The sequence below is a fragment of the Pseudomonas sp. FBCC-B545 genome (assembly GCF_059134095.1).
Genome location: NZ_CP101441.1, coordinates 3,783,261 through 3,809,648 on the forward strand (window position 1 = coordinate 3,783,261; position 26,388 = coordinate 3,809,648).

General features: G+C 63.1%; 12 protein-coding genes and 2 pseudogenes. 10 read left to right on the forward strand and 4 right to left on the reverse strand.

The genetic code is table 11. The features are described 5' to 3' along the window. The first annotated feature begins 169 nt into the window (after window positions 1-169). From NMB39_RS17395 to NMB39_RS17430, 8 genes and pseudogenes are all read left to right on the forward strand, one after another. Window positions 170-1,462, forward strand: coding sequence for a cytochrome P450 (locus tag NMB39_RS17395; RefSeq protein ID WP_164484819.1), 1,293 nt, complete (start codon window positions 170-172; stop codon window positions 1,460-1,462). Beyond that, complete coding sequence (locus NMB39_RS17400) at window positions 1,440-1,859, forward strand: lipocalin-like domain-containing protein (protein WP_164484818.1); 420 nt, start codon at window positions 1,440-1,442, stop codon at window positions 1,857-1,859. Before NMB39_RS17395 ends, NMB39_RS17400 begins: the two co-directional genes overlap by 23 nt. 113 nt (window positions 1,860-1,972) lie before the next feature. Then, a complete protein-coding gene (locus tag NMB39_RS17405) occupies window positions 1,973-3,202 on the forward strand; it encodes an amino acid aminotransferase (RefSeq protein WP_057025312.1) in 1,230 nt (409 codons plus the stop codon). A 21-nt stretch (window positions 3,203-3,223) separates the two neighbouring features. After that, window positions 3,224-3,626: pseudogene (locus tag NMB39_RS17410) on the forward strand (bestrophin family protein); the annotation flags it as partial. A 302-nt stretch (window positions 3,627-3,928) separates the two neighbouring features. After that, window positions 3,929-4,801 (forward strand): annotated as a pseudogene (locus NMB39_RS17415) (cache domain-containing protein); the annotation flags it as partial. 210 nt (window positions 4,802-5,011) lie between these two features. Beyond that, on the forward strand, window positions 5,012-5,716 hold the full coding sequence (locus NMB39_RS17420) for a methyl-accepting chemotaxis protein (protein ID WP_414896211.1): 705 nt from the start codon (window positions 5,012-5,014) through the stop codon (window positions 5,714-5,716). 171 nt (window positions 5,717-5,887) lie between these two features. Further along, window positions 5,888-8,296 (forward strand): glucose/quinate/shikimate family membrane-bound PQQ-dependent dehydrogenase, encoded by a 2,409-nt coding sequence (locus NMB39_RS17425; RefSeq protein WP_057025314.1) that lies wholly within the window; start codon window positions 5,888-5,890, stop codon window positions 8,294-8,296. Between the two features lie 54 nt (window positions 8,297-8,350). Next, a complete protein-coding gene (locus NMB39_RS17430; RefSeq protein WP_059396805.1) occupies window positions 8,351-9,616 on the forward strand; it encodes a carbohydrate porin in 1,266 nt (421 codons plus the stop codon). A gap of 9 nt (window positions 9,617-9,625) precedes the next feature. Here the strand turns inward: NMB39_RS17430 and NMB39_RS17435 are convergent, their stop codons facing one another. Then, window positions 9,626-10,501 (reverse strand): helix-turn-helix domain-containing protein, encoded by an 876-nt coding sequence (locus NMB39_RS17435; RefSeq protein WP_494340367.1) that lies wholly within the window; start codon window positions 10,499-10,501, stop codon window positions 9,626-9,628. A gap of 394 nt (window positions 10,502-10,895) precedes the next feature. On the opposite strand from NMB39_RS17435, the gene NMB39_RS17440 reads away from it, so the two are divergent. After that, complete coding sequence (locus tag NMB39_RS17440) at window positions 10,896-12,893, forward strand: TonB-dependent receptor (protein WP_494340366.1); 1,998 nt, start codon at window positions 10,896-10,898, stop codon at window positions 12,891-12,893. Between the two features lie 650 nt (window positions 12,894-13,543). Here NMB39_RS17440 and NMB39_RS17445 read toward each other — a convergent pair. From NMB39_RS17445 to NMB39_RS17455, 3 genes are read right to left on the reverse strand one after another with little or no spacing between them, the layout of a single operon-like run. Next, window positions 13,544-15,691, reverse strand: coding sequence for a TonB-dependent receptor (locus NMB39_RS17445; protein ID WP_494340365.1), 2,148 nt, complete (start codon window positions 15,689-15,691; stop codon window positions 13,544-13,546). 33 nt (window positions 15,692-15,724) lie between these two features. Then, entirely contained in the window at window positions 15,725-18,787 is a 3,063-nt protein-coding gene (locus NMB39_RS17450) for a hypothetical protein (protein WP_494340364.1), read from the reverse strand. Further along, the gene (locus NMB39_RS17455) at window positions 18,784-19,668 is read right to left on the reverse strand and encodes an ABC transporter ATP-binding protein (RefSeq protein WP_494340363.1); all 885 of its coding nucleotides are present in this window, start codon (window positions 19,666-19,668) and stop codon (window positions 18,784-18,786) included. Before NMB39_RS17455 ends, NMB39_RS17450 begins: the two co-directional genes overlap by 4 nt. Before the next feature lie 299 nt (window positions 19,669-19,967). Here NMB39_RS17455 and NMB39_RS17460 point away from each other — a divergent pair, with 299 nt between their 5' ends. Continuing rightward, window positions 19,968-26,378 (forward strand): amino acid adenylation domain-containing protein, encoded by a 6,411-nt coding sequence (locus tag NMB39_RS17460; protein WP_494340362.1) that lies wholly within the window; start codon window positions 19,968-19,970, stop codon window positions 26,376-26,378. Window positions 26,379-26,388 lie beyond the last annotated feature (10 nt).

Sequence of the window (26,388 nt, forward strand, 5' to 3'; positions counted from 1 at the left end):
AGCCGGATTAGACCGTTTAAAAAAGGACCAATATCCGCACGAATCATAAGAATATTCTTACAGACGACATGATTTTTTCAGGCAAACCTATGCGCCCTGGTCTACTGTATAAACGAGTACGTTTAAACCCATGCCAAGGTCGGCCAGAGTCACCATAAGGAATCCATGCTTGAAAACCCTTCCAACTGCAGATCTCTTTTGTCCCGAGTTTCAACAAAACCCTTATCCCACCTACGCTAAACTCAGAAAGCAAGCGCCTGTCTATTGGAGCGAACAAATACAAGCGTGGGTTGTGACGCGATATGAAGATGTGCTTACTTGCCTGCATGACCCGAGAATATCCGCGAACAGGATACTTCCGCGTATGCAACAGATGCCGGAAACATTAAGAGTTCAACTGGCACCTCTGGAAAGAACCCTGTCGATGTGGCCGCTCATGTTAGAGCGCCCCAACCATACTCGCCTGCGTCAATTGATCAACAAGGCGATGACACCTCGAATAGTGCGAAGTTTTATTCCGGTCATTCAAGGCCAGGTGGACGAACTTCTCGATTCAGCACTGGCCAGCGACAGTGTGGATTTCATTTCCGACATCGCTACGCCTTATCCATTGAATGTGGTGTCTGAGATCATTGGTGCACCGGTGGAAGGACGCCCTTTACTCAAAGCCTGTGCGGTGGACATCGTCAACTTCTTCGGCAGCCCGCCCCATGAATACGAAGTGCGGGCAAAGACCGCAATGCGCAGTATCAGTGAAGCGACACAAATGCTTCGCGACATTTTGCTGATGCGTCGTAAACAGCCTGCTGCCGACCTTATATCTTCATTGGTTGAGGCCGAAGAACGCGGCGATGTCATGAGTGAAGAGGAAATCCTTGCCACGTGCCTGATGATGGTTTTTGCAGGGTTTGAAACGACTACCAACCTGATCGGCAATGGCCTGCTCCTGCTCTTGCAACATCCGCACATCGAGGCTCAGCTACGAAATAATCCCGACCTGATGCGAGGCGCGATTGGGGAAATGCTGCGTCACGAAAGCCCGGTGCAAAGGCTTTCGCGCATGGCGGTAGACGACTTCACACTACAAAATGAACACATCAAACGTGGCGACTTGATATTTTTAATGGCGGCTTCGGCAAATCGAGATGATCAAAAATTCCCAGATCCGGACCAATTCAATATTGAGAGAGACACCAAAAACCACTTGGCATTTGGTCACTCAATACACTTATGTCCTGGGAATACACTGGCGCAACTTGAAACCCAGATCCTGTTCACCGAATTATTCAGGCGCACGCGCTCTATCAAACTCGTGGAAAGCCGACCAGACTGGCAGATAAATCTGTCCGTACGTTCGCTCACTCGGCTACCGATTAAACTCGAGTCCCTGGAAAAGCCGTTAATCATCAACCCAACTTCGATAGTTCACCATGAAACCTATGAAACCGTCACAAACGCTTAAACCTCTTGCTTGCGAACTGATTGGCGCATGGCGATTAATTGAGTATTCAGTTGTGCCTTTATCCTCGGCCACAAAACATCATCCGCTCGGAACTCGTCCTGAAGGTCTGATTATCTACGAGCAGCATTTCATGGCCGTACACATTGCAGGCAACCCTCTGGCAACGACCGCAATCGCCAGACACCCAGTGGCTTATACCGGCCACTATACGTATGACGAGCGTAACGCTGTTATAACGCATCATATTCAACTCAGCACTTACGAAGCCTGGGCAAATACAGACCAATGTCGACACATTTCAATAGAGGGAAATCGGCTTCAACTACGCAGCGTGCATCCCATTATTCAGGACGATCAAGCCGTCCACGCAACGCTCGTATGGGAAAAGCAAGCCTAACAACTCTGTTCATCTGGTGTTGACGAGTAAGGCGCGCGTTGCGCCTGATGACTACATATCAATGCCACTCATGATCACATATCGCAACTACAAAACACGCGAGAAAACAGTGTATGTTCCAACATCTGGATAATTACGCGGGCGACCTTGCGCTCGTGTTACTTGACACCTATGAGCGTGACCCCCGTGAATTCAAAGTCAATCTTGGGATCGGACTCTACTTCGACGATCAGGGCCAGATTCCCTACCTCAAAGCCGTTCAGAATGCAGCGCGCATTACCGATAACGACGAGAGCCCCTGTAGCTATTTACCCATTGAGGGGCAATCTGACTTCCGGCATGCCACACAAGCGCTCATATTTGGCAATGACCACAGTGCTTTGCATGAACGTCGGGTAGCGACCATCCAGACCCTGGGAGGCTCGGGTGCGTTGGCAATGGCTGCCAGCCTGATCAAAAACTGGTTGCCCAACAGTGCAATATGGATCAGCGATCCGTGCTGGGGGAACCATGAAGTTTTTTTCCGAAACGCCAACGTCCAGGTCTACAGCTACCCCTACTACGACCCTGTTAACAAGAAGATCGCCTTTAGCCGCCTACTGGCTGCACTCGAACGTCTTCCCGAAAAAAGCGTGGTGCTGCTGCAACCGTCCTGCCATAACCCTACAGGCTTGGACCTCAGCCGGGACCAGTGGCTGCAGGTCATCGACCTGCTTGGCCGCAAAAATTTGATACCCCTGCTGGACATGGCCTATCAGGGCTTCGGTGAAGGTCTGGATGAAGATGCGTGGGCTGTGAGGGCAATCGCCAACACAGAGATAACGGCGATCGTTGCGCAGTCGTTTTCGAAAAATTTTTCTTTGTATGGTGAACGCTGCGGTAGCGTGAATGTGGTGTGCCGAACCCAATCGGAAGCAGAGCGCGTAGTAGGCCAGCTCAAGTCTCGCGTCCTTGGCAGCTACGGCACTCCCCCGTCACGCGCGAGCCTGCTCATAACCACGATCCTTCAACACGACACACTGCGAGCACAATGGCGCCAGGAAATCTCAGAAATGCGCAATCGTATCGCCACGGTGCGCCAGCAACTCTATGACGCTCTCAGTACATTGGCGCCCTCAGTAGATTGTCGTTACCTGCTTGAGCAACGTGGCATGTTTTGCTACACCGGATTGACGCCAAGTGAGGTCGAGCACCTGCGCATTAACGAAGGTATTTACCTGCTGGATTCCGGACGCTTGTGCATGCCAGGGTTGAACAATAAAAACATCCATCACGTAGCCAAGGCGCTGGCGAGAGTGCTCAACAAACGCAGAGAAGTGACGGCATCACAACCACACTCATAAATATGTATTGCAGAATCGAAGATAGTCAATAACTCGCGCAGCTTCGCCCGGCAGGTGTTGACGTTGCTTGATGACACCTCGGGCGAGGTCAACACCCGTCAAGCCGCCCCTGTTACGCCGCCATGTCGCCTACGTCAATTGCATGGCCGCGCCCCCAAAGGTCCAGCCGTGACCAAAAGTGTTCATTTCGTTGTTCTGCCTGATCGTGCCGGTGGGCCTGGTGGAATCCCTGGGCTGGTTCACGCCGCTGGCCTCCACGGTGGTGGGCTTCATGCTGTTGGCCATCGAACGCATCGGTACCGACCTGCAAAGCCCGTTCAACTCCAGCGAACACCAGATCCAGATGGAAACTATCTGCGAGACCATCGAGAAGAATCTGCAGTCGATGCAGCGTGATGCCCTGGGTGCCGAGCACATCGGTTAAACCTTGCCCCCTGCCCTCAAGTGCTTGCCCTTGCAGTCGATATACAAGGGTAAGCATGGGCCGCTCAGACTGCAAAACAACACATGCGACGCTCACCGCTACCGTTTTCCCCCTTGCCAAAATTATAAATACCCGCGGGAGAAGTCATGAATATCAAGCAAAAGCTGACCTGGGCGTTTGCCGCCATCGCGTGCCTGCCAGTCATTCTGGTGGCCGTACTGGTGGTGCTGAACCTGCGCGAGGGGGCCTTGGCGAATTTTCTCGATAGCAGTGGCCGCGAAATCCGCCAGATCGACAATGGCATGAAGCAGTTCTTCGACGGCATCAGCCAGAACGTCGAGTACGTGGCCAAGGACCCGCGCGTTGTCGCGGCCAAAGGCCTCAAAAGCTATGCCGGCGCCGATGCTGCACAAATCCCGCTGACACCGACCAATCAAGAACTGCTGGCGATTTTCGACCAGTTCGCCAAGAGCCATCCGAGCACCGCCTACCTGTCCCTGGGTTTGAAGGACGGCGGCTATGCCAGTTGGCCTGACGACACCAAGCTCACTAATTACGATCCGCGCGTACGCCCCTGGTACCAGGCCGCCATCGCCGCACCAGGCACCACCGTGCGCACTGGCGCCTATTACTGGGCGCCGGACGACGTCTCCCTGATCGGCACCGTGCACACCGTCGCCGACGCCAGCGGCAATATCCTCGGCGTGGTCGGCCTGGATGTGTCGCTCAAGCAGCTGACCGAGCTGGTCCGCAACATCAAGCTGGGCGACAGTGGCTACCTGATGCTGGTGGAAGCAAACGGCAACGTGCTGGTCGACCCCAGCGATGCCAAGCACAACTTCAAGCCGCTGGCAGACTTGGGCGCCAACTACGCCGAATTGGCCAAGCGCGGCGATGGCGTAAGCCAGATTGACATCGACGGCGTGCCGTACATGGCCAACGTGGTCAGCTCCCAAGGGCTGGGCTGGCGCTTTATCGGCTTGATCAAGCGCGACGAAGTCATGGCCGGGGCGACTCGCCTGACGTGGTTGATCGCCGGCATCGCGGCGATCCTCGCCCTGGTGTTCGCGATCGTCGGCGCCAGCTTTGCCCGAGTGATCGTGCGACCGATTCGCGGCGTGGCCGACGGCCTGCAAGAGATCGCCGAAGGCGAAGGCGACCTCACCCGCCAACTCAAGGTCCAGGGCAAGGATGAAACCGCCAGCCTGGCGGGTTGGTTCAACCAGTTCCTGGGCGTGATCGCACAACTGGTGCAGCGCATCGGCAATGCCTCCTCCGACCTGCAAACCGCTGCCGCCGACACCAGCGAAGTGGCGCGCAACATGAATCAGGCCGCCGGGCGCCAACGTGAAGCCGTGGAACTGGTCAGCACCGCGTTCAACGAAATGGTGGCCACCGCCAACGAAGTGGCGCGCTCATGCAGCGCGGCAGCGACGAGCGCCGATGAAGGCTACCGCGATGTCCACAACGGCCAGCAACATATCGGCGAAGCCACCACCAGCGTGCACAAACTGAGCGCGGACCTGCAGAAGTCGACCCAGACCATGGAGTTGCTCGAACAGGACAGCAAGAACATCAACACCATCCTCGACACGATCCGTTCCATCGCCGAACAGACCAACCTGCTGGCCCTCAACGCCGCCATCGAAGCTGCGCGGGCCGGCGACCAGGGCCGCGGCTTTGCCGTGGTGGCCGATGAGGTTCGCGCCCTGGCCCGTCGCACTGCCGACTCCACCGGCGAAATCGACAGCCTGCTCGGCAACCTTGCCCGCCGCACCCAGGAAGTCACCCAGCAGATGCAGGGCAGCCTGCTGGTGTCCCACGCCAGCGTCGAGCGCATCCAACAGGCCCGCGACAGCTTCGACAAGATCCGTGGCTCGGTGGACTCGATTCGCGACCAGAACACTCAGATCGCCACCGCCGCCGAGGAGCAGCACCAAGTGGCCGAGGAGATCAACCGCCACATCGCGCAGATCCATGCCGATGCGCAACTGGTCGAAGAGTTTGCCCACTCGGCGCAGACCGGATCTGGCCGATTGACGGATATCTCCGGGCAACTCAAGGGTCTGGTCGGTCGCTTCAAGTTCTGACCCAGGTACTGGCCCACTCAAGCCGCTTGCGCCTTTTGGCGCAAGCGGCTTTTTGCTGTCTGGGATAATCGCAGGATTTGTAAGAGTGCATTACCGAGCTAAATGTACTAACTGGTTACTTATCTTGCTAAAATCCGGCCCCTGCCTTTCCTCACTCGAGTCCTGATCGACATGAAACGAGCATCGCGCGCCGCTGGCGCCTCTAGATTCTTACTGCTGGGCCTGGGCGTCATCATCGCCCTGCTCGGCCTCGCGCTGGCCATCGGCGGCGTCAAACTGGTGAGCCTGGGAGGCTCCTGGTACTTCCTGATCGGCGGCGCGGTCATGGCGATCGCAGGGCTATTGCTCGCTTGTCGCAAACCGGCCGGCGCCTGGCTGTTCGCGGCCTTCCTGGTCGGCACGGCCATCTGGGCCATAGCGGATGTAGGGCTGGTGTTCTGGCCGCTGTTCTCGCGACTGTTCATGTTCGCGGTCATCGGTATGGTGGTAGCACTGGTTTACCCGCTGCTCGTCAACCAACGTGCGCGGGGTGCCTATGGCGTCGCCGCCGTGTTGGCCGTGGGCGTAGCGGTAGCGGCAGGCAATATGTTTGTCGCCCACCCGAGCGTGGCGCCCACCGGCGCTGGCCCGGGTATCACCCCGGTAGCTGCAGCCGATGCGCAGAAAGACTGGGCACACTACGGTAATACCGAAGGTGGCAGCCGTTTCGCCGCGCTGGACCAGATCAACCGCGACAACATCGACAAGCTCAAGGTCGCCTGGACCTATCACACCGGCGACGTGGCCCTCAGCGATGGCAACGGTGCCGAAGACCAACTGACGCCATTGCAGATCGGCAACAAAGTGTTTATCTGCACGCCGCACAACAACTTGATCGCCCTGGATGCCGACACCGGTAAAGAACTGTGGAAGAACGAGGTCAACGCTAAATCGGCGGTCTGGCAGCGTTGCCGGGGCATGGCGTATTTCGACGCCACTGCACCCATTGCCCAACCTACCCAACCCAACAGTTCGCCGATCATTGGCGCCAGCGTGCCGGCCGGCGCGCAGTGCCAGCGTCGCTTGCTGACCAACACAATCGATGCACGCCTGATCGCGGTGGACGCCGACACCGGCAAGTTCTGCGAAGACTTCGGCACCCATGGCCAGGTTGACCTGAAAGCCGGCCTGGGCAATGTGCCGGACAGCTACTACCAGCTGTCCTCGGCGCCGCTGATTGCCGGCACCACCGTGGTGGTCGGTGGCCGCGTCGCCGATAACGTCCAGACCGACATGCCCGGCGGCGTGATCCGTGGTTTCGACGTAATCAGCGGCCAGATGCGCTGGGCGTTCGACCCGGGCAACCCTGAGGACAAGCAAGCTCCGACGGGCGACAGCACCTACGTGCGCAGCACCCCGAACAGCTGGGCACCGATGTCCTACGACCCGCAGATGAACACGGTCTTCCTGCCGATGGGCAGCTCGTCCACCGATATATACGGCGTCGAGCGCACCGCTCTCAACCACAAATATGGCGCTTCAGTACTGGCGCTCGACGCCTCCACCGGTGCTGAAAAATGGGTGTACCAGACCGTCCACAATGACCTCTGGGACTTCGACCTGCCGATGCAACCCAGCCTGATCGACTTCACTCCGCCAGGCAGCGACAAGGCAGTACCGGCCGTGGTGATCGGCACCAAGGCCGGGCAGATCTACGTGCTCGACCGTGCCACCGGCAAGCCGTTGACCGACGTGCAGGAAGTGCCGGTCAAGGCCGCCAACATTCCCAACGAGCCTTATTCCCCAACCCAGCCCAAATCCGTGGGCATGCCGCAGATCGGCGCGCAGACCCTGACCGAATCGGACATGTGGGGCGCCACCCCGTATGACCAGTTGTTGTGCCGCATCGACTTCAAGGGCATGCGCTACGACGGCCTGTACACAGCACCAGGCACCGATAAATCCCTGAGCTTCCCGGGCTCCCTGGGTGGCATGAACTGGGGCAGCATCTCCACCGACCCGGTGCACGGTTTTATCTTCGTCAATGACATGCGCCTGGGCCTGTGGATCCAGATGGTGCCGTCGCAGAACAAGGCGCAGGCCTCCTCCGGTGGCGAAGCACTGAACACCGGCATGGGCGCCGTGCCGCTCAAGGGCACGCCTTATGCGGTGAACAAGAACCGCTTCCTGTCGGTGGCCGGCATCCCCTGCCAGGCGCCGCCGTTCGGCACCTTGACCGCCATCGACATGAAGACGCAAAAGGTCGCCTGGCAAGTACCGGTGGGCACCGTTGAAGACACAGGGCCCCTGGGCATCCGCATGCACCTGCCGATCAAGGTGGGCCTGCCGACCCTGGGCGGTACGCTGTCGACACAAGGTGGCCTGATCTTTATCGCCGGTACCCAGGATTTCTACCTGCGCGCCTTCAACAGCGGCAACGGCGATGAAATCTGGAAAGCCCGCCTGCCGGTCGGCAGCCAGGGTGGGCCGATGACCTATATGTCGCCGAAAACCGGCAAGCAGTACATCGTGGTCACCGCCGGTGGCGCACGCCAGTCCACCGACCGTGGCGACTACGTGATTGCCTACGCCCTGCCGTAACCCCTCTGTTCGCGCGGTGCTCCGGCACCGCGCTCTGTGCCTGGAACCCTGCGCATGACCCCTACTTCTCATACCTCCTTTGGCCGCCTGGTGCTGGGCCTGGCCCTGGCTGCCGCCCTGCCCGCTCAAGCCGACGACACTACCCTGACCGGCGACTGGGGCGGCCTGCGTCGCGAACTCGACGCACAAGGTGTGCGATTCACTGGCGACTACAGCGGCGAGACCGCCTACAACGCCCACGGCGGCCAGCATCGCTCGGCGCGCTACTCGCAAAACCTCAAGCTCGGCGTGCAGTTCGACCTGGGCAAGCTCTACGGTTTCAACAATGGCGACCGTATCCAGCTGACCATCAATGACCGCCGCGGCAACAGTGTTTCCGAGGATCTGGTCGGCAACCGCCTGCCGATCCAGGAAAACTACGGCGGCCTCTACACCCGCCTCACCGAGCTGAGCTACGAGCGCACGCTGTTCACCCCCGCGCTGAATGTGAAGCTCGGCTATATGGCCATGGGCAACGACCTGGGCGGCCTGGACAGCGGCATCCTGTGCAACTTCATGAACGCCGGTTTCTGCGGGCATCCGCTGAACATGTCCGGCGGCAGCGGTTGGGCCAACTACCCTAATGCGCACCTGGGCGCGCGGGTGAAATATGATTTTTCGCCCAACTGGCAGCTGCGGGTGGCGGCGTTCAATGTCGACCCGTCCAGTAACGGCAACGCCAGCCGCGCCTGGCATGTGGGGCCCAAGCACACCACCGGTACCGTGGTGCCCATCGAGCTGATCTACAAGCACGCAGGCGCCCTGCCGGGTGAATACAAGCTGGGCTATTACTACGACAGCTCCGATGTGAAGCGCATCGGCAGCGATAAGAAAGTCAGCGGCCGTGGTGGCCACTACCTGCTGATCGATCAGGCCGTGTGGGCTTCCGAGTCATCGGAAGGTCGCAGCCTGCACGCCTTTGGCCAGTACTCCGCCGCCAGCGAAGCGGCGTCGCCATTTACCAAGTGGTACGGCGCAGGCGTGGTGTTGTACAAGCCGTTCGAAGGTCGCCCGCGGGATACCGTGGCCCTGGGTTATGGCCGTGCGGTGCCCAACCCCCGCAGCCGCGATGTGCAGGAGCTGGCCGCGTTCAATGCCGGCACGGCCTATCCCGACCTGGACACTGCCGAACAGTTGATCGAACTCAGTTATGGTTACCAGGCCACGCCGTGGCTGACCCTGCGCCCGGATGTGCAATACATCATCGAGCCGGGGGCGTTTTCCGGTGACAACATCGACAACGCACTGGTGCTGGGCCTGCAGGTCAAAGCGGTGTTCTGAGCGGCGGCGTCAGCCGGCGCCCAAGGATTTGCCACGGCCACCGTTCTTGAGCATCGACGGGTTGATCCCGAACTGCTTGCGAAACGCCGTGGCGAAATGACTGGCGTTGGCATAACCGAGATCCGAGGCGACGCGCATCACCGATTCATCGCCGTTCATCAAGCGGCTGCGCGCCTGGATCATGCGCATCTGCTGGAACACGCCGTAGACGCTGTTGGAGAACAGTTGACGAAACCCGCGGGTGAGCTTGGGTTGGCTCAGGCCGGATTCGCGGGCCAACTCCGACAGGCTCGGCGCCTTGCCAAGATCCTCAAGCAAACGATCCCGAGCCCGCACCAGCCGCTGGCGGTCAGTGTGGCTGACCCGGCAGGTGCACTCAGCGTCCTGGCGTGCCTGCAGGAACAGGCTCACCAGCGTGACACTTTGCCCGTATAACCACAGGCTGCTGCGTGGCTGGGCCGGTGGCAGGCTGGTGCCTTGATCCATAGCCAGGCCAAGCATGTGCGCAGTGGCGCTCATTTCACCGCTGCGATGGCCGTACAAAAAGCAATGCTCGCAGGCCAGTGCCTTGTTCAGCAGCGGGTCGAGTTTCAGCTCCCACTGGGCCAGCAGCTCGGGGCGAATCATGACGGTGATGTTGTCGATCTCGCCGTGCTGGTGATAAAGGCCATGGCGGCAGCGGCCATAGCTGATGCTGCCCGCGCCTTCGTCAATCGCGTAGCGCCGTTGCCGACGCCCATCGCGAAAGCTGCACGCGGCCTTGCCCTTGAGCAGGTTGGTGAAGCTGAAGTGAATGCACTCGCTGTCGTCCTGCAACGGCAGTTCCACCGGCTGCTCGAAGCGGCTCTGCCAGCGCACGATATCCAGGCCTTCCTGCAGTGTCATGCGGGTGACCCGGCAATGGGCACCTGGCCCAAGATCGCTTCCATAGCCTCCCGTAATGATTCGCGAGACCGGCATCGGCTCCCCTGCGCCTCCTTGAACGGCTGACATCGTAAATCTCCTGGCTGACCGGATACGGCTCGAATCAGATCACATCGGGGTAGATGTGCGCAATTGATAATTATTAGCATTTGGCGCGCCGCAAACGCTGCGCCATACCGCCGCTGCCCCTGTGCACCGCGCGCCGATCAGAATTCTCAGTCAAGGTCCCATCATGTCTGCACGATGCAACACGACGGCTACCCGCCAATCTTGCTACAAATGTAATACTATAACAATAGCGATTGCACTGACACTCTCTCCATCAGCCTTCGCCGCCGCCAACGAGCCCCTGCAATTGCCCGCCTCGACAGTAACCGCGCGCATGGCCAAGGAAGACCCCAAGGAAGTGCCGATCAGTGTCAGTGTGACCAGCGGCGAAGAGCTGCGCAGCCAACGCCTCGACACCCTGGAAAGCGCCCTGCGCAACACCTCCGGGGTCAGCGTCAATTCCTCAGGCGGACCGAATGATTTCAACGTGCTGATCCGCGGCGTGGGTTCGCTGTACCAGATGTCCATGGATGACAGCTCGGTGGCGTTCAACATCGACGGCGTGCCGGTGTCGTCGCGCAGCCTGGGTTTCGGCACCCTCGATGTCGACCGCATCGAAGTGCTCAAGGGCCCCCAGGGCACTATGTCCGGTGCGATTGGCCAGGCCGGCGCGGTGAATATCACCACCCGCCAACCCACCCGCGACGTGCAAGGCTATGTACGTGGCGAAGTCGGCCAGCAGGGCCAGTTCCTCACCGAAGGCGCCATCGGCGGCCCGCTCAGTAACAGCTTCAGCGGCCGCCTGGCGGTGCGCCGTGCCGGCTACGACAGTTGGATCGACAACGACCAGACCAACCACCCCATCACCAAACCGCGCAATGAAGCCTATCGCGCCAGCCTGCTATGGGACCTCAACGATGACACCCACGTACTGTTCAGCGCCGAACGCCAGCAGACCGAGCGCGCCACTAACTCCTTGGTACTGCGCCCCTACGGCAGCCACCCGAGCCTGGACCTGCCCCCTGGCTTGTTCGACGACAACGACAAGACCACCGAGCGCTACACGATCAAGGTCGATCACGACTTCGCCAACAGCCGCCTGACCTCCACCACCGCCACCGGCACCGCCGACTTCACCGGCTTGATCGCCTACGACAGCAAGTTGATGGGCGCGCTTTATGGCACGCCCGGCGAGTTCTGGGTGGTGGACAAATCCTTCGAGCGCAGCTGGAGCCAGGACCTGCATCTGGGCTCACTGCCCGACGCTGACGTGTTCTGGGTCGCTGGGGTCGCCGCCAGCCGCAACGAGCGCAGCTACGACACCCCGCGCAACACCTACGGCACCTCCGGCGCCAAGTTCCGCGACTTCACGACCACCACCTATGCAGGCTACGGCGAAGTGACATTCCCGCTCACCGAACGCCTGAAACTCACCACCGGCTACCGCCATTCCTGGGACCGCAAGACCTACGACGGCCAATACTTCGCAGGTTCGAGCGCCGTGGACGACTCACGCAAACTCACCGACCATTACGGCACCGGCCGCGCTGCCCTGAGTTATGCGATCACCGCGCAGACCAACGTCTACGTGCAATTGGCGCGGGGGTATAAATCCGGGGGGTTCAATGACTATGCCTCCCAGGTCAGCGACAGCGCGCCCTACAAGGCCGCCGTCAGCAAGGCCGCAGAACTGGGCTTCAAGAGCGAGACAGAGGACCGTCGCGGCAGCCTCAACGGCGCGCTGTTCTACACCCGTGTGCATGACGATCACTTGCTCGGCTACGACGCCGCGACCTTCGCCACCAACGCCTTCAACGCCGACACCCGCACCCGCGGCGCCGAACTGGAAGGCAGCTGGCGCTTCGACTACGGCCTGACCCTGGCCGCCAGCGCCACTTACCTCGACGCCAAGATCACCAGCGGTGTGCAAGGCATCCAGGCTGGCGACGTCGCCGCCGGCAACCGTACCCCGGATGTGCCACGTTGGAGCGGCAACTTCAACGCCAGCTGGAAACATCCTTTGGGCAGCCTCGCCAGCCTCGGCGAAACCACCCTCAACACCAGCCTCAACTACCACCTGGTGGGCGAACGCGCGGCCGATCCGCAGAATCACTTCAATCTGGATAACTATGAAAAGCTTGACCTGAGGGCGGGGCTGGAGAGCAAGTTTGGCGAGGTGTATGCGTTTGCCGACAACCTGTTGAACCAGACGTATGACACCTATGGTTTCTACAGTGACCCGGTGGCCTATGGTGGGCCGTCGCGGCGGCGGACGGTGGGCGTGGGCTATACCTATCAATTCTGAACCGACGCGACTCAGCCGGCTGTCCTGAGTTCAAATGTGGGAGAGGACTTGATTTCGCGGCGGTCTGATTGACTGCACTCGGTAAAAATGTGGGAGGGGGCTTGCTCCCGATGGCGGTGTGTCAGCCTCGGATATGTTCACTGACACTCCCTCATCGGGACATGGGTATCTACACAACTCTTACGTAGCCACCGTCAGTAACCACGATGCGCAGCGAGCCGCTCTTGATCTTGATCTGCTTTTGATCTCAGGCGCCCCGTCAAACCACGCTGGCCGGAATTCGACAGGGATTTGGGGGGTAAACCGGCAGGGATGCCGGTTTAGCCGCCCCGCGCCATCCATGGCGCGTGGCGGCGGCCCCCCAAATCCATGTCGGATTACGGGCACACCGAGCCTAAGCGAGGTGCCGAGTGGTGGGGCAAGAGCGTTTGGTTACTTTGCGCTTTTCAAAGTGACCCGCTGTAAAAGCGGAACCAATAGTGGCCATTACCTAAATAATGGATATGTACTCGGTCTGATCCAACATCCTGGTCAACTGTCAGGTAGCCATCGGGAGCAAGCCCCCTCCCACATTTAGATCGTGGGGCATCAGTCAGTTGTCAGGTCGCCAGCCGGAGCAAGCTCCCCCCACATTGCACCCAGTGACCGCCTCAGAACTGATAGCTATACCCCACCCCCGCCGAACGCCCGCGCCCCGGCATCCCGGTCAGCACCGTGTCGGTGGAGTACGCGCCATACAGGTCATACCGCGCATCCAGCAAATTATCGCCCCACAAATAAACCTCCGACCCCCCACTCTCCAGCCCAAGGTGCAAGTCCAACTTGGCGTAACCCTTGAGGTCATAGTGGTTCTGCGGATCAGCCGGGCGGTTTTTCTGCACGCGGTAGTTGAGCAAGGTGTTCAAGCGCGGCGCAGGCAAGCCCAGCAGTTCACCCAGGGGTTTGTTCCAGGCCACGCTGAAGTTGCCACTCCACAACGGCACATCCGGCACGCGGCTGCCCTTGGCCACATCACCACCGGAAACACCTGGCGCATCGGAGGTGACCACCGCGTTGGTGTAGCTGATGGCGCTGCCCAGGGTCAGCTCATCGGTGACGTGCCAGGTGCTCGACAATTCGGCGCCTTTGCTGCGGGTGTCGGCATTCACGGCGCTGACGGCCATGCTCTTGAAGTCATACCCCAGCAGGTGGTCATCCTGCACACGAGTGATAAACAACGCGCCTTCCAGGCTCAACGCACCGCCTTGGCTTTCATGCTTGAAGCCGACTTCGGCGGAGTTCACCTTGGCCGCCTTGTAGGGCTCGCTGTCCTTGACCGAGGTGGCGTAATCGTTGAACCCGGCCGATTTGTAGCCCCGCGACAACACCGCATACAGGTTGGTCTGCGGCGTCCACGCATAGCTCAGGGCCACGCGACCGGTGTTGTAGTCGTCCTGCAAGCGACGGCTGTCGCTGACCAGGTTGCCGCCACTGCTGTAGTCGGCGCCGTAGGTCTTGCGATCCCAGGTGTGACGCAGGCCGGTGGTGAGTTTCCAGTCCTCGGCAATCGGGAAGGTTACTTCGCCGTAGGCGGCATAGCTGTTGGTGGTGAAATCGCGCATTTGCCGGGCGCCGTTGGTGAAGTTGGTGGAATCGAAACTGCGCTCGGAACGGGACAGGTTCACCCCGGTCACCCAGAACACCTCGGCATCCGCCAGCGAGCCCAGGCGCAGGTCCTGGCTCCAGACCCGCTCATGGGCCGCGTCTTCGACCAGGTACTCGAAGGGTTGGCCGTACAACGCCTGGGTGATGTTGCGATCATAGCCCTTGATCGCCTTGAAGTCGGTGCTGGTGTAGGCGCTGATCGAGGTGATCCGGGCCTGGGCCAGGTCGTGGTTGAGCTCGAAGGAATAACGCTCGTTGGTCTTCTTGTTGCTATCGAAGGTGCCGGGGGTGTAGTCGAGGCTGGGACGATTGCCGAATGGCCGCAGGATCTCCGAGCCGGCGTAGTGGTCGGCGCGCTGGCGCTCGACGGTCAGCAGGCCGGTAGTGTCTTCGTCGTTGTCCCACAGCAGGCTGCCGCGCAGGGCCAGGTCACGTGGCTTGGTCAGGGGGTCGCCGTCCTGTTGGTCGTCGACCCAGTTATCAAAGCCGCTGCGCCGCACCGCAATACGCCCGGCCAGGGACTCGGTCAGCGGCCCGCCCACTGCGCCTTCGGTCATGAACTGGCCCTGGTTGCCCGCTTCGCCGCGCACATATCCTTCCAGCTCGCGGGTAGGCTTACGGGTGGTGACATTGATCGCCCCCGCTTCGCTGTTACGCCCGAACAGCGTGCCTTGGGGGCCCTTGAGCACTTCCATTTGCTGCACGTCGAGGGTGGCCATGGCCGCGTTGCGCACCGACATCGGCACCCCGTCCACGTTCAGCACCACCGAGCCGTCGTCCATGCTCATCTGGTTCAGCGAGCCAACCCCACGGATACGCACGTTGGCGTCGTTGGCGCCGCCCCAGGAGTTCACCTCCACCCCCGGCGTGGTGCGCAGGGCATCTTCCAGGGTGCGCAGGCGGCGGGTCTCCAGAGTTTGCCCATCGAGCACCGAAAGGCCGAACGGAATGTCCTTGGCACTCTCCTGATTCAACCGCGCACTCACCGTCACCGGTGCCAGCTCGATGGTCTCGGCGCTGGCGGCCGGTTGATGGTCAGCGGCATAGGCCGTACACATCTGGCTGGACAAGGTCAGCGCCATGGCTTGGGTCAATACGTTGGCCCGCCAACCGAGAGGACGACGCAGCGGCTGGATAGACAGTTCAGATGACATGGCAAAACTCCAAAAGACAGGGATGGTTCAACTTCATTGCGCAGGCCCCCAGCGCTTGAGCGCGGCGGCAATCGCGGGATCGGAGGGCGCGCCCAGCAGGCCCTGGATCGCGGTTGGCCATCCCTGGCCGTGACGGACATCGGCGGTCATCGCCGTGAGATGTTCGGGGGTTTGCGCGGCGACCCAGTCGAGGCTGACCAGCGCGGCATAGCTGGCGGCCCAGCCTTGTTCGCGGGCATCGGCCAGGGTGCCGACGGGCTCGCCGTCGCTGGCCAGGGCGCGGGTCAGGTCGTCGGCCATCAGCTTGACCAGCGTGGCCCGGGCGTCAGCGCCATCGGCATCCTCCACACACAGCAGGCCCAGCGCCCCCGCCACACCCTGGCTCAGCCACAGGTAACCGGGGGCCTGGCGCAGGTCGCTGGCGTCGGTCAACATGCGGCGGGCGAGCAGTTCGGCAATATGGGCGCGGCGTGTCCAGCGTCCGACGCCTGTTGGCCCCACGTCCCAATTGGGCGACTGGCTGAGCAGCAGATGGCCGTGGCTCAAGCGGCTGGCGCCCATGCTTGCAGGCCATTGGCTCAGGTGTTCGACGCTGGAGCGGCCGCCCAGACGTCGCGCCACACAGGCGCTCATCAGGTCCAGGTCTTCCTGCACTTCACGGGCGGTGTGCTCACGGCTGGCATCCTTGCGAAGCGGCGTGGCGTAGGCGAAGTCCAGTGGGCCCAGGCTGCTGCCGGTCAAGACCTGGCCATCGACCTCAAGCTGCCATTGCCAGTGTCCGGCCGGTGCGACCGCATCCACCGCCACCTCAGCCCCCCTTGGCAACCGGGGCACCGCGACCGGCAAGCCAGCTTCGCTGCGCAGGGCCGGCGCACGCAACAGTCGCTCGCTGTCCAGCCCCAGGCGCGGCACCACGCGGCGCGCTTCCAGCCACACACCCTGCGGCCCAAGCCAGAACGCTTCGCCTTCGGCAGGCCAGCCGTCAGCACTCAGCGTCCAGTTCAACACCACCTGGCAACCACTCGCCGCGCAACCCTGCAAAGGCACACGCAGATGCGCGGTGGCTTGTTCAAACGCGACCGGTCGCCCCATCACGCTGACCGCCGTCAACTGCAGGCCCGGCGGTAACTCAGCGTCCAGGTGGGCAGCGACCACCCCATCCAACGTCCACTGGCCCAAGACCTGCCGCGCCGCCGAATCAACCTGCATCTGCAACTGCCCACCGGCCACCTGCCAGGCGCTCGCCCCGGGCAGCCAGCGCTGTTCCCAGTCGGCACGTTCGGCACGTTGCTCGGCGACGGACTGGTAATCGCCCTGCTCCACCAGATGCCGCTGCAAGAGCACGCCGCTGGCGAGCAAGCCGACGATGCCCAAGGCCAGCAACGCACCGGGCAAACCGAGCAAACCGCGGCACACATCGCCCAACCGACGACGCTCCGGCCCACGGGGCAACACCAGTGCCGCCACCGCAAGCAACACCAGGCAACCAGAGAGTTTCCAGCTGGCCAAGGTGGCCAGAAACCCCAGCCATGGCGCCCATCCTGTCAGCACCGACACCCCCACATGCGCAGGGATCGCCATGGCATAGGGCGGGTAACTCACCAGCCCCAACTCATGGTTGAGCACCAGGAAAAACGTCAGCAGCATCGAAGTGGCGTAAGCCAGCCCGGAGCGGCGAACCAGCGCATGCACCAGCACCGTGAGCATCGCCAGTTCCACCAGCGGCGGCGCGAATACCAGCGCCTGATAGACCAGCACAAAACCCGGCGCCAGGCTGTCGGGCGCGGCCATCGCACTGATCAGCAAGCTGGCCAGGCCCGGCACCAACGCCAGGGCCAGTGTCGCCATCAACACACATGCCACCCGCCCCAACAGGCGCAGCCACACCGGGGCCGGGGTCGCCTGCAACATGGCGCCCAAGCCTTCGACGTCATCGCGCCGGCACACCAGCCCGACCAGCGCCGCGACGATAAAGGCGATCACCAGGAACAACGCGCTCGACAGCAATGGCAGGGTCAGATCCGCCCGAGGCACCATCGGCCCACGGGCATGCCACACCCCGTGGACAAAACCACTGAGCACGCCCATCACCAACAGTAATCCGAGGGCCACCCACCAGATGCGCCGGGCAAACAGCTGGCGTACCTGCCAACGCGCCTCGCACCACAGGGCTCGCGGCCACCGGCTGCGCACCAGCGGGCCAGGCAAGGTCACGCCGCTCGCCAGCAGCATCGGCGGCTCGGCCAACACCGCCCCGCTACGCCTGCCCATCAAACCCTGGCGCGTGGTGCGGGCCAATACGACAGCCAGCAACAGCAGCGGCACTGCGCACCACAACACACGGTTAAGCCAGAACCCCGGGGTCAGGGCCAGCAGCGATTGGGACTTTTGCGCGGCGCTCCAGGTCTCCACCTGGGCCTGGGCAAAGGTGAACAATGACGGGTCCAGGCTGGCGGCCAGCAGCGGGTTGATATGCCCGCCCTTGAGCACCACTACGGCAAACATCCACAACAGCATCAACACCGTCGCCAACCCGAACGGCGCCGCCAGGCCACGGCTGCGCAGCGCCAGCAGGTAATACAACGCACCGATGCCGGTGCTCACTGGCAACAGCAAGGCGACCCAGGCAAACCCCAGGGCCGACCACATCGGCGCACCGATACTGGCGGCCGGCACCCAGCCGAGCCAGCCCAGTACCGGGCTGACCAGGAAGCCGACGATCAGCGAACTGGCGAGCAAACCGCCCACCAGCGCCGCGCCGATAAAACGTCCCCATAGCAGCGCGGGCAGCGACAGCGGTAAAGCCAGCAACACCTCTTCCAACTGCGCCTTGCGGTCGCGCAAAGCCGGTTGCGCGAACACCCAGGCCCAGGCGAAAAACAGAAAGAACATGCACCCGCAGGACATCAGGTAAATCAGGCTCGGCGCGTTGCGCGCAATGTCGCTGGCGCCCATTTTCTGCACGTAGTCGGCATTCGCCAGGGACATCAGCAAATAACCGGTCAGGCCCAGGAACACCAGTAACGGAATACCGCTGCGCAGCCCGGCGCGGACTTCCACCCAGGCCTCGCGCATCAACAGAGCAAAGGTATTCATGCCTCGAGCGCCTCACCGGCCTGGGCCAGCGCCAGGTAATAGATGTCTTCCAGGCGCGGCGCGTGAGGGGTGAAGCGCGGATCGGCCGGGCGTTCGCCGTGCACGATCACGCGGCTACCGACGGGGCTGGCGGCTACGTGCAAAGCGGCGGGCAGTGGCTCGCCACGGCCGAACGACGCCTCCCACAGGCGACCCTGCTCAGCGCCAAGCAAATCCGCCGGGCGGCCTTCGACAATAATTCGCCCACCGGCCAGCACCGCCAGGCGGCTGCACAGGTTCTCGACGTCTTCGACGATATGGGTCGACAGCAACACGATGGACTCGGCCGCCACATCCGCCAGTACCCGGTGAAAGCGGTTGCGCTCGGCCGGGTCAAGGCCCGCGGTGGGCTCATCGACAATCAGCAAGCGCGGCGAGCCGATCAGGGCCATGGCGATGCCGAAGCGACGCAACATGCCCCCCGAATACGTGGCGAGCGCCCGGTGCGCGGCGTCTTGCAGGTTGACCTTGGCCAGCAGGCCCTCCACTTCTTCACGACGCTGGCGGGTGTCGGTACGCCCCTTGAGCCAGGCAAACCGATCGAGCAGATCCCGCGCACTTACCCCCGGGTACGCCCCCAGTTGCTGTGGCAGGTAACCCAGGCGACGGCGCAGATGCTCGGCATCGGCCAACACATCCACGCCATCCAGGTGAATGCTGCCGGCGTCCGGTTGCTGCAAGGTCGCCAGGGTGCGCATCAGGCTGCTCTTGCCCGCGCCATTGGGGCCAAGCAAGCCATACATGCCCGGCCCTACGCTCAGGTCCACACCGCGCAGCGCCTCGACACCATTGTTGTAGCGCTTGCACAAGCCGCGCACCTGTAAACCCGAATCGACTGACATCCACAACTCCATCAAGGACGAGCCCTGCAAAAGGGCGGCGAGCGACGGTAGTCAAGGCCGGCAACGCGGTTCTACCCGATTCAAGTCATTTTCCAACCGTATCCCGCTCAGTGACCGGCGTTATCTCCCACCACCGCCGCGGCCTGATCCGCATCGGACAAACGGATACGGGGCAAAAACGATTCGATCCGGGTAGTCGCCACAATGAGAATGACTAGCATCTGCTTCCACACAATGACCTGCCCCCAGCGCCTGGGCCAACCCCGGTCCGGGCCCTAGCGATGAGAAGACGTTGAGCCATGGCCACTCCCAGCACCTCAACCGCAACCCTGCTGCGCCGTTCCCTGTCCGAAGCCCTGGGCCAGCCCGCCGAACAGATTCCCCTGGAGGCCAACCTGATTGAATGGGGGCTGGATTCAGTCACCCTGATCCGTCTCGCCGGCCAATGGCGGCGCCAGGGCCTGGCCGCGCGTTTCGCCGAGCTGGTAGCCGACCCACGCCTGTGCACGTGGCTGACGCTGCTTGATACCGCCCCCGTCGCCGCGCGCCCCGCCAACCACAGTGCGGACGACGGCCTGCCCTTCGAACTGGCGCCCATGCAACACGCCTACTGGATCGGCCGCGCCCCTGACCAAGCCCTGGGCGGTGTGGCAGCACACTTCTATAACGAATTCGACGGCCACGGCGTTGACCCAAGCCGCCTGGAAGCCGCGGTGCAGGCCTTGCTGGCCCGCCATCCGATGTTGCGGGCGCAGTTCCTCGACGATGGCCGCCAACAGATCCTGCCCCAAAGCCCATGGCCGGGCCTGAAAGTGCATGACCTGCGCCAGGCCGATGCCGAACAGCTGCAACAGCAACTGCAGGCCTTGCGTGCAGAGTTGTCCCATCGCCAGTTGGCGGTGGAACACGGTCAGGTGCTAGACATCCAGCTATCGCTGTTGCCCCAGGGCACACGCCTGCACCTGAACCTCGACATGCTCGCCGCCGACGCCCTGAGCCTGCGCACCCTGCTCGGTGATCTGGTGCAGTTGTACCGCCAACAGCCCCTGCCCGCGCTGGACTACAGCTTCCCGCGCTACCTGGCCGACCTGCGCGAGGAGCAGGCCAGTCCTGAGCACCGTGAGCGCCATCGCCAAGCCCGCGACTACTGGTTGCAGCGCCTGGGCGCATTGCCGGGCGCCCCACGCCTGCCGATCAAGCCCCAGGGTGATGAAGGCCAGGTGCGCCGCCGTCACCACTGGCTGTCGCCGTCCCAGCGCCAGGCGTTTGAACGCCATGCCCGCGAGCACGCCCTCACCCCGGCCATGGCCCTGGCGGCGGTGTTTTGCGAGGCCCTTGGCGCCTGGTGCGAGGCGCCCGAACTGCTGCTCAACCTGCCGTTGTTCAACCGCACGCCGTTGCATGCCGATGTCGAGCGCCTGGTCGGCGACTTCACCTCGTCGATCCTGCTGGCCTGGGATGGCCGGGTGGCCGGCAGCTTTGCCGCCCGAGCCACGGCGTTGCAACGTCGCTTCCATGGTGACGCGGCCCACAGCGCGTTTTCCGGGCTCGAGGTGTTGCGCGAACTGTCCCGCCATCGCGGTGAGCAAGTACTGGCGCCGGTGGTGTACACCAGCGCCCTGGGCCTGGGGGAGTTGTTCGCCGAGGGTGTGCAGGAGAGTTTCGGCCAGCCGGCGTGGATCATTTCCCAGGGCCCGCAGGTGTGGCTGGACGCCCAGGTCGCCGAACTGGACGGCGGCGTCCTGGTCAACCTCGATGCCCGTGAAGGGCTGTTTGCCGAGGGTGTACTGGACGGGCTGTTCGACGCCTACACCGGCCTGTTGCAGCGCCTGTGCCATGACGCCACGGCCTGGGATCAGCCGGTACCGGCGCTGATTCCCGCCAGTCAGCTTGGCGTACGCAGCGCCGCCCAGGGCCAGCCCGCCGCGTTGCCGGTCGAGCGCCTGCACGAAGGTTTCTTTACCCAAGCGCAATTGGCCCCGACCCTGCCGGCATTGCTGTACGGCAATCAGGCCATCACCTATGGCGAGTTGGCCGAGCGAGCCTTGGGCGTCGCGGCCTATCTCGAAGGCCAAGGCGTGAAGCGCGGTGACGTGGTGGCGCTGCAATTACCCAAAGGCCCCGAGCAGGTGATCGCTGTGCTGGGCATCCTGGCGTGCAGCGCCACCTACCTGCCCATCGGCGTCGACCAGCCTGCCGCACGTTGCCGCAAGATCTGCGAGGGCGCCGGTGCGCGCTTGCTGCTCACCCAGTTGCCGGACGCTGCTAGACCATTGCAAGCACCCCGCCGCGGTGCAATCAGCGACCTGGCCTACATCCTTTACACCTCCGGCTCCACCGGTGAGCCCAAGGGCGTGGAAATCAGCCATCTCGCCGCCGCCAACACCCTGGAGGACCTGCAACGACGCTTGCAGCTCAACCGCGATGATCGGGTCCTGGCACTCTCGGCGCTGGAATTCGACCTGTCGGTGTTCGACCTGTTTGCCCCGCTGGCCTGCGGTGCGGCGGTGATCCTGATCGAGCCCGACGCCCAGCGCGACGCGCCACGCTGGCGCGAACTGGCGGTGCAGCGCCGCGCCAGCGTGCTCAATTGCGTGCCGGCGCTGCTCGACATGCTGCTCGGCTGCGCCGACGCACCGCTGCCCTTGCGCGCCGTCTTGCTCGGCGGTGACAAGGTCGCGCCGCAGCTGGCGCCGCGCCTGTGGGCCCAAGCCCCCGGTTGCCGCTTCATGGCCCTGGGCGGTGCAACGGAAGCGGCGATTCACTCGACGCTGTTCGAAGTCGTGCCCGGCCAGGCGCTGCACTGGCATTGCCTGCCCTACGGCAAGCCACTGGATAACGTCAGCCTGCGCATCGTCGACCCGCACGGCCATGACTGCCCGGACTGGGTGGCTGGTGAACTGTGGATCGGCGGTACCGGGGTGGCCGAGGGCTACCGGGGCGATGCGCTGCGCAGTGCCGAACGCTTTGTGCACTACCAGGGCCTGCGCTGGTACCGCACCGGCGACAGTGCGCGCTACCACCCCGACGGCACGGTGGAGTTCCTTGGGCGGACCGACTTCCAACTCAAGCTGCACGGCTACCGTATCGAAGCCGGTGAAGTGGAACACGCGCTGCTGGCCTGCCCCGGCGTCGAGCAGGCAGTGGCGCTGCTGGCCGGCCAGCACCTGGGAGCGGTGGTGCGCCTGGCGAATGGCCCAGCGCAGCCCACCCCACTGGCGCTCCCGAGCCTGGCCGAGCATCTGCCGGCCTATATGATTCCCAGCCTGATCCTGGGCTGCGCGCAATGGCCCCTGACGACCAATGGCAAAGTGGATCGCAAGGTCCTCAACGGCTGGCTGGCGGAACACAGCGGCGCCGCCCCGGACCAGCTGTCACCGCCCTGTGGCCCCATCGAGCAACAGGTTGCCCACGCCTGGCAGCAGTTGCTCGGCTGTGGTGAAGTTTGTCGTGAGCACAGCTTCTTCGCCTTGGGTGGCGACTCCCTGAGCGCCACGCGCCTGGTGCGCCTGCTGGCCGAGCAAGGCCTGGGCGGCGCACGCATCGCCCGGGTGTTTGCCCAGCCGGTGCTGGCGCAGTTTTGCGAAGGCCTGCATCAACAGGCCCATATCCAGCCACCACGCACCCTGGTGCCGGACCTCGCCCAGCGCCATGCGCCCTTCCCCATCACCGAGGTGCAGCAGGCCTACTGGCTGGGCCGCGACCCAAGCCTGGTGCTGGGCGGTGTGAGTTGCCACTTCTACCGCGAATACGACGTCGAGGACCTCGACCTGCCACGCCTGCAACACGCACTCGGGCGCCTGATCGAACGCCACGAAATGCTGCGCGCCGTGTTCGATCAAGCGGGCCAGGCGCGCATCCTCCCCGTGGTGCCGACCTTCGTGATCGGCCAAGGCTACGCCTGCATCGAGGACCTGCGCGAACACTGTGCCCACCGCGTGTTCGATCCTGCCCACTGGCCGCTGTTCGATGTGCAGGCAGTGACCCAGGGCCGGCATACGCGACTGGCGATCAGCCTGGACAACCTGATCCTCGACGCCCTGAGCATCCTGCGTTTCTACGCCGAACTCGACGCGCTGTATCGCGAGCCGACGCTGGCCCTGGCGCCGCTGGAACTGTCGTTTCGCGACTATCAGCTGCAGGCCGGCGTGGAATCTGCCGAACGGCTCGCCGCGCAACGTTTCTGGCAGGCACGTCTGCCCCAATTGCCGCCACACCCGCAACTGCCCCTGGCGACCGATCCTGCCAGCCTGGGCCGACCACGCTTCGAACGCCTGCAAGGGCAGGTCAAGGCGGGGGCGTGGCAAGCGATCCTGGCCAAGGCCCAACAGCATGGCCTGACCGCTTCGGCAGTGCTGCTCTGTGCGTTTGCCGAAACCCTGGGCCGCTGGAGTGCGCGCCCGGACCTGAGCCTGAACCTCACGCTGTTCGATCGCCGCCCGGTGCACCCGCAGATCGATCAGATCATGGGCGATTTCACCTCCCTGACCCTGCTCGGTTATGTGCCCGTGGCAGGCGAACGCTGGCTCGACCATGCACGGCGCACCCAGCAGCATCTGGGTGATGCCCTGGAGCACCGCTGCATTGGTTCGGTCAGCCTGTTGCGCCAATTGGCGAGGGACAGCGGTGAACAACAGGTGAGCATGCCGGTGGTATTCACCAGCGCCTTGGGCGTGCCGGACGGCACCGCCGCGCCGGTGGACGGCCCGTTCGCCAGGCAGGTCTTCGGCCTGACCCAGACCCCACAGGTGTGGCTCGACCATCAGGTGGTGGAAGCCGACGGCGGCATCGCCCTGAACTGGGACCGGGTGGTCGGCCTGTTTCCCGACGGCCTCGTCGAAGCGATGTTCGACGCCTACCTGGGCAGTCTCCACTGGCTCGCCGAACACCCCTGGGACAGCGCCCCGCCGGACCTGCTGCCAGTGGCCCAGGCCCAGCTGCGCGCCCGCTTGAATGCCCCCGGCCCCGGCGTACCGGGTGACCCGACCTTGCACCAGGGTTTCTTCCAACACGCACAGCAAGCCCCGCAACGCCCGGCGTTGTTGTGGGGTGAGCATGGCCGCCTGAGTTATGGCGAACTCGCCGAGCGTGCGCTGCGCATCGCCCGCAGCCTGATGGACGCGGGCGTGACAACCGGGGATCTGGTGGCAGTGTCCCTGGCCAAGGGACCACAACAGATCGCCAGTGTGCTGGGGGTGCTGGCAGCGGGCGCGGCCTACCTGCCGGTGGGTGTGGACCAACCGCTACAGCGTTGCCAGCGCATCCTGCAACAGGCCGGCGTCAGCCTTATCCTCGCCGAGCACGACCCGCAATTACCCGGGGTCAAGCACCTCAGGCCGTCCCAGGCACAAAGTGCCGAACCGCTGCACGCGCCGTTGCCCGTGAGCGCCGACCAACTGGCCTATGTGATCTATACCTCGGGCTCCACCGGCCAGCCCAAGGGCGTGGAAATCACCCATCGCGCCGCGATGAACACCGTGGCCGAGATCAACCGCGGCTACGGCATCGACGCCTCGGACCGTGGTCTGGCGCTGTCGGCCCTGGACTTCGACTTGTCGGTGTATGACCTGTTCGGCCTGCTCTCGGTGGGCGGCGCCCTGGTGTTGATTGATGAAGATCAGCGCCGCGACGCCCGCGCCTGGCTCAAGGCCCTGCAACATCACGGCGTAAGCCTGTGGAACAGCGTGCCGGCGTTGCTCGACATGCTGCTCGAAGCCAACGCGGTGGAGCAGCAACCCCTGGCACTGAAGGTGGCGCTGCTGTCAGGCGACTGGATCGGCCTCGACCTGCCGCAACGCCTGCGGCAACAGGCCCCGGACTGCCGCTTTATCGCCCTCGGTGGCGCGACCGAAGCGGCGATCTGGTCCAACCATTTCGAGGTACGGCAGCCGCTGCCGGGCTGGCGTTCGATCCCCTATGGCGTGCCACTGGCGAACCAGGCTTACCGCGTGGTGGACGCCCTTGGCCGCGACTGCCCGGACTGGGTCACGGGGGAATTGTGGATCGGCGGTGACGGCGTCGCCCGTGGCTACCGCCATGCGCCGCAATTAAATGCCGAGCGCTTCGTCAACGGCTGGTACCGCACCGGCGACCTGGGCCGCTACCGCCCCGACGGCTTGCTGGAATTCCTCGGCCGCGCTGACACCCAGGTGAAGCTGCGCGGCCATCGCATCGAGCTGGGCGAAGTCGAAGCGGCCCTTGCGCGTCATCCCTGTGTGAACCAGGCCGTGGCGTTGGTCGCAGACCAGCGCTTGCTCGCCGCCGTCGCTGCCAGCACCTGCGCCGAAGTGCTGGCCCTGCACCTGGAGCAGTGCCTGCCCGCGTATATGCGCCCGGAACAGATCCTGGTGCTCGATCGCCTGCCCTTGAGCAGCAACGGCAAGGTCGATCGCCGCGCCTTGCTCGCGCCGCTGGCCGCCGCTGCCCATTCACGCCCCACGCTGGATGAAACGCCGTTGAGCACCACTGAACAGCTGGTCGCCGAGCTGTGGCAGCAGTTGCTCAACGTGCCCTGCGTGTCGCGCCACGACAACTTCTTCCGCCTCGGCGGCGACAGCCTGCTGGCCACACGTTTTCTCGAAATGCTGCGCAGCCGCATCGGCGTGGAACTGCCCATGGGCCAGTTGTTCGGCGCCGCCAGCCTGCTCGAAGTGGCGCAAACCCTCGAGCGCCAGCCCGCCCCGCACCCCATTGAAGAGGGCGTCATCTGATGCCCGCACA